This window comes from Bradyrhizobium canariense, assembly GCF_900105125.1.
In the GTDB taxonomy this organism is placed as follows: Bacteria; Pseudomonadota; Alphaproteobacteria; order Rhizobiales; family Xanthobacteraceae; genus Bradyrhizobium; species Bradyrhizobium canariense_A.
Genome location: NZ_LT629750.1, coordinates 7,185,671 through 7,200,824, shown reverse-complemented (window position 1 = coordinate 7,200,824; position 15,154 = coordinate 7,185,671). Strand labels below are relative to the sequence as shown.

General features: G+C 60.5%; 11 protein-coding genes. 6 read left to right on the top strand and 5 right to left on the bottom strand.

Annotation, left to right across the window (positions count from 1 at the left end):
- Position 1: 1 nt before the first annotated feature.
- From BLV09_RS33945 to lon, 4 genes are all read left to right on the top strand, one after another.
- Positions 2-1,282, top strand: a complete 1,281-nt coding sequence (locus BLV09_RS33945; RefSeq protein ID WP_146690531.1) for an HlyD family secretion protein — start codon at positions 2-4, stop codon at positions 1,280-1,282.
- Between the two features lie 34 nt (positions 1,283-1,316).
- Positions 1,317-2,846, top strand: coding sequence for an MDR family MFS transporter (locus BLV09_RS33940; protein ID WP_146691421.1), 1,530 nt, complete (start codon positions 1,317-1,319; stop codon positions 2,844-2,846).
- Positions 2,847-3,080: 234 nt separating this feature from the next.
- Positions 3,081-3,488 carry an Hsp20/alpha crystallin family protein gene (locus BLV09_RS33935; protein ID WP_167558974.1) on the top strand — a complete coding sequence of 136 codons (408 nt, stop codon included), beginning with the start codon at positions 3,081-3,083 and terminating at the stop codon, positions 3,486-3,488.
- 8 nt (positions 3,489-3,496) lie between these two features.
- On the top strand, positions 3,497-5,896 hold the full coding sequence (lon, locus tag BLV09_RS33930) for an endopeptidase La (protein ID WP_433994370.1): 2,400 nt from the start codon (positions 3,497-3,499) through the stop codon (positions 5,894-5,896).
- A 72-nt stretch (positions 5,897-5,968) separates the two neighbouring features.
- Here the strand turns inward: lon and BLV09_RS33925 are convergent, their stop codons facing one another.
- The 5 genes from BLV09_RS33925 to BLV09_RS33905 form a co-directional block, all read right to left on the bottom strand.
- A complete protein-coding gene (locus BLV09_RS33925; protein ID WP_146690529.1) occupies positions 5,969-7,195 on the bottom strand; it encodes an oxalate decarboxylase family bicupin in 1,227 nt (408 codons plus the stop codon).
- Between the two features lie 431 nt (positions 7,196-7,626).
- On the bottom strand, positions 7,627-8,721 hold the full coding sequence (locus BLV09_RS33920) for a ketopantoate reductase family protein (protein WP_146690528.1): 1,095 nt from the start codon (positions 8,719-8,721) through the stop codon (positions 7,627-7,629).
- Between the two features lie 184 nt (positions 8,722-8,905).
- Positions 8,906-9,931 carry a GntR family transcriptional regulator gene (locus tag BLV09_RS33915; RefSeq protein WP_146690527.1) on the bottom strand — a complete coding sequence of 342 codons (1,026 nt, stop codon included), beginning with the start codon at positions 9,929-9,931 and terminating at the stop codon, positions 8,906-8,908.
- Positions 9,932-10,011: 80 nt separating this feature from the next.
- A complete protein-coding gene (locus tag BLV09_RS33910; protein ID WP_146690526.1) occupies positions 10,012-11,037 on the bottom strand; it encodes an alpha/beta fold hydrolase in 1,026 nt (341 codons plus the stop codon).
- A gap of 190 nt (positions 11,038-11,227) precedes the next feature.
- The gene (locus tag BLV09_RS33905) at positions 11,228-12,055 is read right to left on the bottom strand and encodes a phytanoyl-CoA dioxygenase family protein (RefSeq protein WP_146690525.1); all 828 of its coding nucleotides are present in this window, start codon (positions 12,053-12,055) and stop codon (positions 11,228-11,230) included.
- Positions 12,056-12,233: 178 nt separating this feature from the next.
- Between BLV09_RS33905 and BLV09_RS33900 the strand changes: the two genes are divergently transcribed.
- The gene (locus BLV09_RS33900; protein ID WP_433994456.1) at positions 12,234-13,451 is read left to right on the top strand and encodes an ABC transporter substrate-binding protein; all 1,218 of its coding nucleotides are present in this window, start codon (positions 12,234-12,236) and stop codon (positions 13,449-13,451) included.
- 262 nt (positions 13,452-13,713) lie between these two features.
- On the top strand, positions 13,714-15,153 hold the full coding sequence (gene selA, locus BLV09_RS33895; protein ID WP_146690523.1) for an L-seryl-tRNA(Sec) selenium transferase: 1,440 nt from the start codon (positions 13,714-13,716) through the stop codon (positions 15,151-15,153).
- The last annotated feature ends 1 nt before the right edge of the window (position 15,154 follow it).

Sequence of the window (15,154 nt, the reverse complement as noted above, 5' to 3'; positions counted from 1 at the left end):
CATGAGCATCCATTCCACTGCATTCCCGGTCGAGCGGCCGGTTCCGGCCAACGGCGTCCCCGAGGGCCTGGCGCCCGCGCGGCAACCCAGCCAGACCGACACGGCGCCTTTGTCCGTCGGGAAAAAACTCAATTTTCGTAAGCTGTTAATGACGGGAGCCGCGATCGCCGTGCTGGCCGGCGCCGCCTGGTATGGCTGGGACTACTGGACCGTCGGCCAGTATCTCGTCTCCACCGACGACGCCTATGTGAAGGCCGACAGCACCACCATCGCGCCGAAGGTCACCGGCTATCTCCATCAGGTGCTGGTGAAGGACAATGAGCGCGTGAAAGCCGGTCAGGTGTTGGCGCGGATCGACGACCGTGACTTCAAGGTCGCGCTCGACCAGGCCAAAGCCGATGTCACGGCAGCCAAGGCCACCATTGCCAGCAAGCAGGCCCAGCTCGAAGTCCAGCAAGCCGTCATCAACGCCGCCAAGGCGACCATCGAGGTCGATCAGGCCAACGTGACCTTCGCCGCGCAGGACAACAAGCGTTACACCGATCTTGCCGCGACGGGATCGGGCAGCGTGCAGAATGCGCAGCAGGCGCAAGCGCGTATCGCCAGCGCGCAAGCCACGCTGCAGCGCGACGCCGCCAATCTGACCTCGGCATTCAAGCAGGTCGATTTGCTCAAGGCCGAGATCGCCCAGGCCAACGCGGCCTCCGCCCATTCGGAAGCAGTGCAGGACCAGGCCGAACTAAATCTTGGCTACACCACGATCATCGCGCCGATCGACGGCGTTGTTGGCAACCGGAGCCTGCGCGTCGGACAGTTCGTGCAGGCGGGAACGCAACTGATGTCGGTCGTGCCGGCCGACGGCGCCTATGTCGTGGCGAATTACAAGGAGACCCAGCTCACCGACGTGCATGAAGGCCAGACGGTCGACATCGCCGTGGATATGTTCCCGGGCCAGGTCGTCCATGGCCACGTCGACAGCATCGCGCCCGCGAGCGGCCAGGAATTCGCACTGCTGCCGCCAGACAACGCAACCGGCAATTTCACCAAGGTGGTGCAGCGCATTCCCGTCAGAATCGCGCTCGACACCAGCGGTAATTCCCCCATCGCGCTGCGTCCCGGCATGTCGGTAATTCCGACCATCGAGACGCGTTCGCCCACCCCTGTCCGCGCCGCGGCCACACCTTCCAAATTACCGATGACGATTGCCGGAGCATCCTGCCATGTCAAATCCCAGCCTGTCAGCCTCGATATCCGCGCTGCCGACCTCGCGCGGGACATCTGATCGAACCGCAATCGATCCGAACCGCGCGAGCGTCATGACGTGGGTGGCGGTCCTCGCCGCCATGATCGGTTCGTTCATGGCGATCCTGAACATCCAGATCACCAACGCGTCCCTGCTCAACATCGAAGGCGGCATCGGAACTGGTGTCGATAATGGCTCCTGGATCTCGACATCGTATCTGATCGGCGAGATCGTTGTGATTCCCCTCACCGATTATCTGAGTCGGGTATTCTCGTTCCGCCGCTACATGCTCGCCAGTGCGGCGCTGTTCGCTACTTTCTCGGTGGCGTGTGCTTTCACCCATGATCTGCCGTCCATGATCGCGATGCGCGGGTTGCAGGGGTTTGCCGGCGGCGTCCTGATTCCGATGGCGTTCACGCTGGTGCTCACCAAACTGCCGAAGCCGCAACAGCCGGTCGGGCTTGCGATCTTCGCGCTGTCCGTCACTTTCGCGCCGGCGATCGGGCCGACCATCGGTGGTTATCTCACCGAAAATTACGGCTGGCGGACCATCTTTTTCGTCAACGTGATCCCGACCGTGGCGATGGTGACCGCGCTGTATTTTTCGCTGGAACGGCAACCGATGCAGCTCAAGCTGCTGAAGGAAGGCGATTGGGCCGGTATCGCCACCATGGCGATCGGGTTATCCGCGTTACAGACCGTGCTCGAGGAGGGCAACAAGGATGACTGGTTCTCGTCACCCTTCATCCTGCGGCTGGCGGCGATCGCACTGGTCAGCCTGTCGCTGTTCGCCTGGATCGAGTTGACGGTTGAAAAACCGTTGATCCGATTGCGGCTGCTGAAGGGACGTAACTTCGGCTTCGGCACCATCGCGATGACGATGCTGGGCTTCGCATTGTTCGGATCGGTGTACATCCTGCCGGCCTATCTCGGCCAGGCGCAGGGTTATAATGCCGAGCAGATCGGAGCCGTGATGGCCTGGACCGGGCTGCCGCAACTCATCCTGATTCCGCTGGTGCCGAAGCTGATGCAGCGCATCGACACGCGCTACATCGCGATCACCGGCTTGCTGATCTTCGCTTACAGCTGTTTCATGAATACGGCGATGTCACCGGATTATGCCGGCGATCAGCTCTGGATTCCGAACATCGTGCGCGCCATCGGCCAGGCCATGGTGTTGACGCCGCTGACCTCGGTGACGACAGGCGGTATCGCGCCGCAGGACGCCGCGGCCGCCTCCGGCATCAGCAACATGTTCCGTAATCTTGGCGGCGCGATCGGCACCGCGGTGCTTGCGACCGTGATCACCAAGCGCGAGCAATTCCATTCCAATATCATCGGCCAGTCGGTCACGCTCGGCCGCGAGGAAGTACGTAACCGGATTGCGGCGATGACGGACTACTTCGCGGCCCACGGCGTGCCCGATCCCGCGGCCGCGCACCAGCAAGCGATCATTGCCCTGGGTAATACCGTCAAGCATCAGGCGCTGGTGATGGGCTTCAGCGACACGTTCGCGGTGCTTGGCGCTGTGCTGGTTCTCGCTGCCATTGCCGTGATGCTCACGCGGAAAGTCAAGGGCGCCGCCGGCGGTGGCGCGCATTGATCCAGGTGAGACCCGGCTGGAAGCCGATGCTCTTACCTATTTGACCCGGGCGATCGGCCTCGACGCGGATCGCCTGGGTCCTCGTTCCCTGACCGGCTGACGCTTCCTCCCGACGTTCGCAAAGGCTATGCTCGCTTCCATCTCAAAAGGCTGGCATGGCTTTCTCTTGCCGAAGCCGGGTGATTGGAATCCGTGCCGGCCGACGATCCGGATTCCTGTACGCGTGAGGAGCACATGGCAGCGAAAGATCCCGTCAACTGGATGCTGTCCGAGGCGATCGAGTCGCTGGCACGCGCCGAGCGTCTTCGTCAGCAGTTCTTCAACTTGCAAACCAAGGTTGGCTCGCGGGAATCTTGCTGGGAACCGCCAATCGACGTGCTGGAGACCGACGGGGAGATCCTCATCCTTGTCGCGCTGCCCGGCGTCGATCCTGAGGAGGTCGAGGCTGTCATCGACAACGGAATGCTGGTGGTCAGCGGACGCCGGACGCTCCCCAAGGAATTGCGCGATGCACGAATTCACCGCCTCGAGCTGCCGCAGGGCCGGTTCGAGCGCCGCATCGCATTACCCGTCGGACGTTACGCCGTCAGCCGCTTCGCCGTGAACGGATGTATCGTGCTGCGCCTTGCAAAGTCCGCGTGAGAATGGCCATGCCCCCTGTCAACGAAGAGACCATTGCTTCCGCCACCAAGCCCGGCGCCGACGCCGTTCGCATTCCGGACGATGCGCTCATCATTGTCCCGGTCCGCAATACCGTGCTGTTTCCAGGCACCGTTGCGCCCATCACCGTAACCCAGCCAAAATCGATCGCGGCAGCCCAACAAGCCCTGCGCGAGCAGCGGCCGATCGGAATTGTATTGCAACGCAATGCGGACGTCGAGGATCCCGGTCCTGACGACCTCAATCGCATCTGCACCATCGCCAACATCGTGCGCTACATCACCGCGCCGGACGAGACCCATCACATCATTTGCCAGGGAGTTCAGCGCGCCCGCGTGCTCGACTTTCTCCCCGGCACGCCCTTTCTGGCGGCCCGGGTTCTCCATATTCCCGAGCCCACCACGACCTCACCGGAGATCGAGGCCCGATTTCTCAACCTGCAAAGACAGGCCGTCGAAGCCATTCAATTGCTTCCGCAAGCGCCGCCGGAGCTTGTCGCCGCGTTTCAGTCCACCACGTCGCCGGCCGCTCTTGCCGATCTCGCGGCCTCCTACATGGACATCAAGATACAGGAGAAACAGGAAATTCTGGAGACGATCGACCTGTCCCTGCGCATGGAGAAAGTTTCCCGGTATCTTGCAGAGCGGCTCGAAGTTCTTCGGCTGACCAATGAAATTGGCCAGAAGACCAGGGCTGCATTCGATGACCGGCAGCGCGAAGCCATCCTTCGCGAACAAATGGCGACGATCCAGCGCCAGTTGGGCGAGGGCGACGGCAAGGCACAGGAAGTCGCGGAGCTGAATGCGGCGATCGCCAAAGCCCAGATGCCGGCTGAAGCCGAGAGCCAGGTGCGCAAGGAACTGCGCCGATATGAACGAATGCCCGAATCGGCCGCGGAGTCCGGCATGGTTCGCAGCTATCTGGATTGGCTGGTCGAACTGCCCTGGAGTCTGCCAGACGAAAAGCCGATCGATATCGCACAAGCGCGTCGCATTCTTGATGAGGATCATTTTGGCCTGGAAAAGATCAAAACCCGGATCATCGAATATCTAGCGGTTCGAAAATTAGCTCCCCATGGCAAAGCGCCGATCCTTTGTTTCGTGGGTCCTCCGGGCGTCGGCAAGACGTCGCTGGGACAGTCGATCGCGCGCGCGATGGACCGCCCGTTTATCCGCGTCAGCCTCGGTGGCGTTCACGACGAGGCCGAGATCCGGGGGCACCGGCGAACCTACATTGGCGCCCTGCCCGGCAACATCATCCAGGCGATAAAAAAGGCCGGCTCGCGCAATTGCGTCATGATGCTCGATGAGATCGACAAGATGGGACGCGGCATTCAGGGCGATCCGTCTGCGGCGATGCTGGAAGTGCTAGACCCCGAGCAGAACGCAACGTTCCGCGACAATTATCTCGCGGTCCCATTCGATCTGTCACGCGTGGTCTTTATCGCAACCGCCAACATGCTGGACACCGTCCCGGGCCCGCTGCTGGATCGCATGGAAATCATCAGCCTGCCCGGCTACACGGCGGACGAAAAGCTGGAGATCGCCCAACGCTATCTGGTGCGACGGCAGCTCGAGGCAAATGGCCTCACGCCGGAACAGGCCGAAATCGACGTCGACGCGCTGAAGCTCATCATCAAGGGGTACACCCGCGAGGCCGGCGTTCGCTCGCTCGAGCGGGAGATCGGCAAGGCGCTGCGGTATGCGGCTGTACAAATCGCCGAAGGCAGTTCGAACAGGGTCATCATCGCTTCCAAGGATATCACCTCCATTCTCGGTCAGCCTCGTTTTGAAGGCGAGATCGCGCTGCGCACCAGTATCCCTGGTGTCGCGACCGGACTGGCCTGGACTCCCGTCGGCGGCGATATCCTCTTTATCGAGGCGAGCCGGATTCCCGGCAGGGGCGCACTGATTCTGACCGGCCAGCTCGGTGACGTCATGCGCGAAAGCGCGCAGGCGGCCCTGACGCTGGTAAAAAGCCGGGTTTCGCAGCTTGGGATCGAACCTTCGATTTTTGAAAAGAGTGATATCCACGTTCACGTGCCGGCGGGCGCCACGCCGAAAGATGGGCCGAGCGCAGGCGTTGCCATGTTCACGGCTCTCTCCTCCTTGCTCACCAACCGAACGGTTCGAAACGATACCGCGATGACCGGGGAAATATCGCTCCGGGGCCTGGTGCTGCCGGTCGGCGGCATCAAGGAGAAAGTCGTGGCGGCCGCAGCGGCCGGCCTGACCAGGGTCATGCTACCTGCTCGCAACCGTCGTGACTTCGACGAGATTCCGAAAGGCGCTCGGGATCAACTGGAGTTTATCTGGCTCGAACACGTCGATGATGCGATCGCGCAAGCTTTGGAAGCGCCACAGCAATCGAAGACCGCAGCCGTTACATGACGCCAGGAGATAAGGGACCGCCTTGAGCGGCGCTTCCGACGGCCATTGCAGAAGCGCCATCACCCTCGCCGGTCACCCCGGTACGACGGGAAACTTCTCCTTGTGCAGACCGGCCAACGCCTGCGCATCGAGCTTCAGATGCGCTTTCACCAGTTCCGGCGGCGTCAGCGCCAGCCACTGATTGAGCGATACATCGGCGTAATAGCTGCTCTTGAATATCTCGAGAAAGCGCAGTGTCGTAGTCCCGGTATTCTCGATGTAATGCCCCATCGCGAACGGCACATAGCCGACATCGCCGGCCTGAAAGTCGAACGTGCGGGCCTGACCTGACGCCGCGAATACACCCATCCGCGCCTGACCGTCGATGTAGTATTGCCACTCATCGGTGTTGGGATGCCAATGCATCTCGCGCATACCGCCTGGCTCGACTTCGACCAGCGCCGCGGCGATCGTCTTCGATGCCGGAAAGACGCTGGTATCGGTGATCCGCACCGTGCCGCTCTTGGTCTTGATCGGTTGCTGCGCCAGCATCCTGTGACTGAAGCTCTGCGCCACCGGCGTTGCTCCCGCGATCTTGTCGGCGTCCAGCGACCCCGGCACCGGCGCTGCGAAGATGTAGAGTTCGCCTGGATCCGGGATATGATCGAAGGTCGAACCCGGCATGCCGAAATTCTTCGACAGCACTTCGTTCGGCGTATGCTTGAACCAGTCGCTTAGCAGGAAGGTGTTGTCTTCATCGAAGTCACCATCGTCGAACACCAGCAGGAACTCACAGCCATCCGGATTGAGCCCCTGGATCGAATGCGGCACGCCGCTCGGGAAATACCAGAGATCGCCGACGCCAACGTCATCGACGAAATTTCGTCCCTGGGGATCGATGGCCGTGATGCGGGCACTGCCGTACAGCATATAGGCCCATTCGGCCGCCTTGTGCCAATGCAGCTCGCGAACGCCGCCGGCATTCAGGCGCATGTTCACGCCCGCGATGTTCTTGGAAATACCAAGTTCTCGCACGGTGATCTGCCGGGTCCAGCCACCAGACTCCTGTCGCACATGCGAATCCGAGAACGAGAAGCGCAAGTTGGGAAGTGTGCCGTGATCGGTTGCGGGTGGCACCAGCAGATCGGGATTCTGCCGGTCCCGGGCGAGATTGCGCGGACCGGGATCGGTGCCACCATGTCCCGGACGTTGAGGCTGCGGTATCGGTTCGCTGGTTTGTGCGCCGGCTGCTGTTGCCGCCGTAAGCAGCCCGCCTGCGGCCGTCGCCGCCAACAGCGTACGTCGCGTGACATCATCCATAACGCTCACTCCCCTACATATTTATTTTCTCGATTTCAGATCAGTGAGAATAATAAGCCGCCCGAATCGAAACTCGACGGCGTGCTGTGATTGTTCGACGCGGGCCTTAGCGACATCGTCCGCACACATCATGCTACCCTCCAGGCCCCGCAATTTCAATTGCTCGGCGACATGCGGTTCTCGGGCTTCGCTCTGGCAAGCGATCGCTGAGGCAACCTCGGATCTATGGTGCGCGAATTTTCGATCGCTTGGAAATGCCGGCGCATTTTTGGAATTGCTGCCGAGGAAAAATAGGTGACTCGGACACCGAATTTTTCGGCACCGAATTGCTGATCGCCACCTCGACTATTTCGAGAAGCCGACGAGTGCGCATTTGCGTCGTTTGGCACTCGTAAGGGTCGGTGCGCGTGGAGCGCCTCGCGCAAGACGGCTCAGTTCAGCCGCAGTTCGGTGATGTGCCGCGGATCGGGGCTCAGCTCATTGCGTTCCACGCGCTTGACGATATCAGTCAGGACGGCATTGGCACTGCAGGAGAGGCCGACCTTCTCGCCCTCGCGCACCACGAAACCGTTGAGAAATTCGATCTCTGTGCGCCGTCCTTTCTGCATGTCCTGGCCCATCGAGGGCCGCTGCTCCGAGGCGGTGCGCTTGCCGTCGTGGAAGCGCTGCTCGTCGCACGCGCGCATCGCCGCCTCGTCGCCCTCACCCGCTCGCGCTATGGTCTCAGGCGGCAGGTGCAAAATCTCTTCCAGTTGATAGCCGCACGCTTGCCCGACGCGGATCGCTTCGCTCCCGAGCCGGGTGGAGAAGCGACGGATCGGCTCGCTTTGCAACATCTCTCCGCCGGTCAAGCCCGTACAGGCCGAGAGCCCGTTGCCCATGACGTTGGCAACCAGTTTCGACCACCGTTCGCCCCACAAATTGCCGGTTACCTTGGCGCTGTCAGCGTAGCCGACAAGGCGACAAATCTCTTCCGCCCGTTGCGTGATACGGCCGTGCACTTCGCCGGCGCGAAATACGGTGTGCGCCGCCCCGCCCTTGCCGGCGCCGCGGTGGACGTGGCCGGGCTCGGGCAGGTTGACCGTGATACTGCTCGCAATGCACCCCAGCGTCCTGCCCCAGCCGACGATGCCGGCGATCGTCTCTTCATTCATGCAGTTCTGCAACGACACGACGTAGCCGTCCGGTGCCAGATATTGCTGGATCAGCATCGTGGCCCAGGCCGTGTCGTAGGACTTCATGCACACGAAGGCGATGTCGACCAGCCTTTCCTTGGCTAGCTGCTGCGCATCCGTGAGGTGCAGCGCGCGCACGGGAACCGAAAATTCCGCAACGTCCTTGGCATGAGTAACGCGCAGGCCGTGCTTCCTCATGTGCTCGACATGCTCGGGCCATGGATCGATGAACGTCACGTCCTCGCCCGCCTGCACCATATGGGCGCCGGCATACCCGCCGACGGCACCCGCTCCCACGATAGCTATCTTGCGACCCATGTCTGTCCCCTCCCCCAATTTTCTGAAGGCCAAGGCTAGCGCGTCGGCCAGCCTTATCGCAACGGTTGAAACGCGTCACGCCAGGCAAGGTGACGCCCCAGACCACCGCATGGGCGGGCACGCAGCCACCGATACCGACATTCGCTTCCGATAGCGGCCTGATGATTAAGAGTCATCTGCAAGCTACCCTAAACGTCGTTTGCTATCGTTCGTTTCATCAAGATTGGCGGAAATTAAACGGCCGTCCAGGTTCCATGAGATAGGGCGGCAGCGCGGGGAAAGGCGATTTCGCAGCAATTTCGAAGCGAATCATCCAGCGGGAGTGTGCCCCCTCCAAATGCCGGCGCAAATTAACGCAGGCTTTCCTCACGTTTTTATCGAGCAACTGGTCAACGATCATGAGGTGCTCGTGGAAGACCGTCTCCAGGATGTCGCGCGGAACGGTCAGGTTCGGATCCACCAAATACAAGCTTGGAACGAAAAGGACGTGGGTCCGTTTCAGGGCGTGAATAATCTCGCGGTTTGGACAGCGTGACAGCAAGTCGATGTGCATATCGGTCTCGGCTTGACCCACTGTGCTCATTTGCATCGGTCTTCCGGAGTCCGGGTACCGGAGACTATGGCTGATGCGTTCGAGTTCCTCACGACTGAAAAACGCTGCGGCCTGGCGCAGTGCTTCGGGTTCGAGGATTGTCCGTATTTCGAACAGATGGCGGATTCTGGCGGGTGAGACTTGCTCGGCGAACCAATGACCCAGCCCGTCTTTGCTGACCATGCCCACACTTTGCATTCGGCCCAGGACGTCGCGGGCGACGGTGCGACTAACACCAAAATATTCTGCGAGTGGCGCCTCAATCACCCTGACGGATCCAAACAGCACTCGAAGGCAGAGCTCCTGCTCTACTTTCGCGTAAACCCGCTCCCACTGCCGCGACGGGGAGATTTGCAGTTTCTCCAGAAGCGCAATCTGGCCGACATCTTCGGGCTTCGGACGGCCCGCAACTTGGTAGCCGCGCCCGCTGGTCTCCTGCACCATCTTGGCATCGCAGAGCGCCTGAAGCGCGTGCCGGGCCGGAGAGCGGCTGATGCCAAACGCCTTGGCTACCTGCACTTCGAGCAGCTTCTCGCCAGGACGAATGCGGCCCTGCTTGATCATCTCCTTGAGCAGAACAAACGCGTTCTGCTGCATCGACAGCTTTTCGGATGCTTCAAGGGCGGATGGAGTGGCTCGATTGGCTTTCATTTCTTTATGGAATCCAGAAGCAAATTTAGCTCGGGCGACACATTCTAGCAGAACTCCGGCCAGGGAACTGGCAAAGGAAATCAGCGAAGAAAATCACGTATGCGGCGGTTTAGCTCGTCCGCCGCCACCGGATCGGCCGCGCTTGCCATCGAATGACCTGCAATCGACGGCACTTCGACGAATTCGCAGCCGTGGATACGGTCCGCAGCCCAGCGGCCGGCCGGCGCCGGATTGTAGAGGTCGAGCGGCGGCACCAGGATCAGGCTGCGTGCTTTGATGGAACGCAGCGCAGCATTTGTGTCGCCTGCAAAGCCTGGCGAATTTCCGACATCGTGCGCGTCATACGCCCATGATTGATAGATCCAGTCGAGCGGATCAAACCCCTGCTCGATCCAAAGCCGGGTCCGCATTTTGAGCCACGCATGGACCTCACCTGGGCTTCTGAGTTCCTGATCGACCAACGCTGGAGTGCGCGAACACAACATTTGCATCGTGGCGCTCCAGCTTTCCCAGCGTTCGGCGATCCCGGCTGGATCGGTTTGGGGATCGGGCGAATGACTTTGAAGCGCAAGACGCGCGGTGTGATTGACGGCTGCCGACCACCCGGTCGTCTTCGCCATCGGGGTCATGGCCACGACGCTGCGCACACGATCCGGATATGAAACGGCCCATTGCAGCGCTTGCATACCGCCCATCGAGGCGCCGATCACCAAATCAACCACATCGATGCCGAGATGGTCGATCAGAAGCTTCTGGCTCATGACCATATCGCGAATGCCAAATTGCGGGAAACGCATCCGTGGCTGCTTACGCGACAGCGATGGTGAACTGCTCAGGCCGTTTCCGATCGCATCGATCGCAAGGATTCGAAAGCGACGAGGATCCAGAGCAAGGCCCTCGCCGATCAGAAAGTCCAGCCGATGATGACTGCTGCCGATCGCGCAAAGCGCCACGGCGACGGGCAGCGTCTTGTCGTTGAGGTCGCCGTGCACCGCGTAGGAAAGATGAAAATCCTCGATCGCTTCGCCGCTTTCCAGGATGACACGGCCAAGATCCAGCCGCCCGTGGGGCGCATCGATCCAGCCGGGCTGCATGGGAGGGTGCATCGTATGTCGCTCAAACTCGATGACCGGTCGGACTCCACCGGTCTGGCTCTGTTATCTTCCATCAACTATCCCCAGCGCGGGGGCAAGTGCTGACCCCGAGCTGGCGCAGCGTCGCAAGCCGGTTGCCGCACCAGGGGGAAACGACCTCGTGAGTCCGTTCCCCCCCCTCGAGACCGGCGGATTGCGTCGATCAGGCGGGAATCTTTGCTCCCTTGTAGAGGATCTTCACTGCCCGCTCATGCTGCTTGCGATGCAACTCGACGAATTCGGGATCCATATCGCGGGCGGGAATCGGCTCGTGTTCAAACGTACGGAAGGTATCGACACCGCGCACCAGTGACGCGCCGTCCTCGCCTTCGAGCTGCCGAACGGACGTCGGCATATAACGAATGGCAAGCCCGATCCGGCGCTGGGTCCTGGACGGATTCGGCGCCGAACCGTGGATCAGGCGGACATGATGCAGCGACATCTCGCCGGGCTCCAATTCCAGCATCACCGCAGAATTCGGATCGACCTCGACGGCCACTTCCTGTCCACGCGTCAGCATGTTGTTCTTGGAGAAGGTATCTCTATGCGGGATCTGATCCTTGAGATGCGTCCCCGGAACAACCTCAAGCGCGCCGTTGGCCTTGTTGCTCTCGGATAGCGCAACCCACGCCGTAACCACATCGGGGCTGGAGAGACCCCAATAGGTCGAGTCCTGGTGCCAGGATACAAAGGCCGAGTCGGCCGGCTCCTTGATGAAGAAGCTGCTGCTCCAGCACAGCAGATTCTCTCCGTACAAATCCTCGATCGCATCGATGATGCGCTCCTCGCGGATCAGGTCGTTGAGCCAGGTGAACAACAGATGTGGTTTTCCCCGCAGCGAACCGCTGAGCGGACCACCGGTGCTCCTTTCGTAAGCCTCCAGGCGCCCTCTTACCTCAGCGGCACGTTCGGTGGAGATCGCCCGAAGCGGGGCGATATAGCCGTCTTTGCGGAAACCTTCGATTTGAGCGTTCGACAACACCTTGGACATGGTACCTCCCGCGGATTTTTCGTATTGTACTTTGTATTCATTGTGCGATGATGGACGATAAATCGCCTTCTCGCCCGCGTCAACGGCCGAGCAACGGCCTGGTTCAAGAGCCGAGGCTCCAACAAATGTGCTGAAGCACAGCAAAACAGGGAGAACTGCCATGTTTCGTCTTCGAACGATGATTTGCCTGGCGATCGCCGGGCTATTTGCCGCAACCAGCGGCAGTGCATCGGCGCAAAAGAAGTACGACGTGGGCGCCACCGATACCGAAATAAAGATCGGCAACATCATTCCCTATAGCGGCCCGCTCTCCGCCTATGGCGTGATCGGCAAGGCCGAGGCCGCCTATTTCAACATGGTCAACGCGGAAGGCGGCATCAACGGCCGCAAGATCAATTTCATTTCCTATGACGACGCGTACAGCCCGCCGAAGACCGTCGAGCAGGCGCGCAAGCTGGTCGAAAGCGACGAAGTGCTGCTCATATTCAGCGCATTGGGAACGCCGACCAATGCCGCCATTCAAAAATACATGAATATCAAGAAGGTGCCGCATCTGTTCATTTCGTCGGGCGCCAGCAAGTGGGACGATCCTGAACACTACCCCTGGACCATGGGCTGGCAGCCCAACTATCAGAGCGAAGCCAGGATCTACGCCAAGTACATCCTGAAAGAAAAGCCCAACGCCAAGATTGCCGTTCTTTATCAAAACGACGATTCCGGAAATGACTATCTCAAGGGCTTCAAGGATGGGCTTGGTCCGCAAGCCGCCTCGATGATCATCGCACAGGAAAGTTTCGAAACTTCCGAGCCGACCATCGATTCACACATCGTCAAGCTCAAATCGCTCAACGCCGATGTGCTGGTCAATTTTGGAACGCCGAAATTTGCTGCTCAATCGATCAAGAAAATGGGCGAGATCGGGTGGAAGCCACTACACCTGCTCACCAATGTGTCGACTTCGATTGGAAGCGTCATCAAGCCGGCGGGCTTCGAAAACAGCCAAGACATCATCTCGGCTACTTTCTTGAAGGACGTAACGGATCCCCAATGGGCAAACGATCCGGGAATGAAGAGATTCTTCGACTTCCTCACAAAGTACTACCCGGACGCCAATCGGACCGACTGGTCCGTCCTGAACGGTTACTCGCTCGCGCAAACGCTCACTTACGTCCTCAAGAACTGCGGAGATGATCTCACCCGGGCAAACATCATGAAGCAGGCCGCAAGCATGAAAGACGTCGAGCTTGACGGGTTGCTGCCGGGCATCAAGATGAGCACCGACAAGTCCGACTTCGCGCCAATCCAGCAATTGCAGCTGATGAGGTTCAAGGGTGAAGCTTGGGAACGGTTCGGCGACGTACTCAGCGCGCGCCGCGAGACCAAGCCAACAAACTAGAAACCGGTCATTGGGCCTGTAAGGTCGAGAAAACCCGCGTTCTCGACCCCACGATCCGCTACGATTGGCAACACTCCCGCCACTTGAAGCGGCACGCTTTACCGCTGGCCTATCGACAAACAGGAGGGAATTGCGGCTGATGAAGTCTCGATCGGCTTCCGACGGCCCGCGGCGTCAGAAAAGCGGTGAGCCGATCGGCCTGGCGGTTACTCTGGACGGCAAAATTTAGGCGCTTTACTATGGCCGTTAGCGGTGAGTAGCCATGAGCGCCTGGGACAAATCGAGCTACGGACAGGACGAAACTCAATCCGCGCGCCTGCGCGCCCTGCCGTCGGTCACTGCGATATTGAGTACAGCCGCGGCTGCGGAGCTTACGCAACGGTTTGGCCGAATGATCTCCACCGAGGCTGTCCGCATCACCGTCGACGACGCTCGGACGGCGATCAAGGCCGGTGCGCCGGCGCCTGGAGCTGATGATCTCGCCCTTCAGGCGTTGGCGCGGCTTGAAGAGCGGGACCGCTCCGGCTTGCGTCCGCTGTTCAACCTGACGGGAACGATCCTGCACACAAACCTCGGCCGCGCGGTGTTGGCGGAGAGTGCCATCGAAGCCGCGACCGCGGCGATGCGTGATGCGGTAGCGCTCGAATTCGATCTATCGACCGGCAAGCGCGGTGAGCGTGACGATCATCTACGAGCGCTTTTGTGCGATTTGACCGGCGCAGAGGATGCGACCGTGGTCAACAACAACGCCGCCGCCGTCCTGCTTTGCCTCAATACCCTGGCGCAAGGCCAGGAGGCCATCATATCGCGTGGTGAGTTGATCGAGATCGGCGGCGCGTTCCGGATGCCGGATATTATGGCACGCGCCGGGACGAAGATGATCGAAGTTGGCACCACCAATCGAACCCATCCCAGGGATTATCGGGCAGCCCTCAGCGCGCAGACCGGCGTCATCCTCAAGGTTCATACGTCGAACTATCGTATTCAGGGCTTTACAGCCGAAGTCAGCGCCGCAGAACTCGCCTCGATCGCCGGCGAAAAGGGCGTACCGCTGCTGAACGACCTGGGATCCGGCACGCTGATCGACCTTGCGCAATTCGGCCTGCAAAAGGAACCGACGGTACGCGACGCTGTCGCTCAAGGCGCCGGACTGGTGACATTTTCCGGCGACAAGCTGCTGGGCGGACCACAGGCGGGTTTCATCGTCGGCAGCAAGGTGCTGATCGCGCAGGTCAATCGCAACCCCATGAAGCGCGCGCTCCGCGTCGACAAGATACGGCTCGCGGCGATCGAGGCCACGCTCAAACTGTATCGCGATCCCGACCGTCTTGCCGACCGTCTGCCGACCTTGCGATTGCTCGCGCGCTCCAGGGCAGAGATCGAAGTTCAGGCCAATCGGCTGCGTCCGCTTGTGGCGAAATCGCTTGGCGAGTCCTGCGCGGTCGACGTGTGTGCGTGTGAAAGTCAGATCGGGTCTGGCGCACTGCCGCTCGACACCATCGCCAGTGCAGGCTTGATGATCCGCACCAAGAATGGAAGCGGCGCGCTGGATCGGCTGGCCGCCGCCTTGCGCGGGCTGCGGCGGCCTGTAATCGGAAGAATTGCCGACGGCGGATTGACGCTCGATCTGCGCTGCCTGGCCGACGAGGATGAATTTGTCTTCGTTCTTTCCGAATTGAATGTCGATGCACTTACTGGGTGAG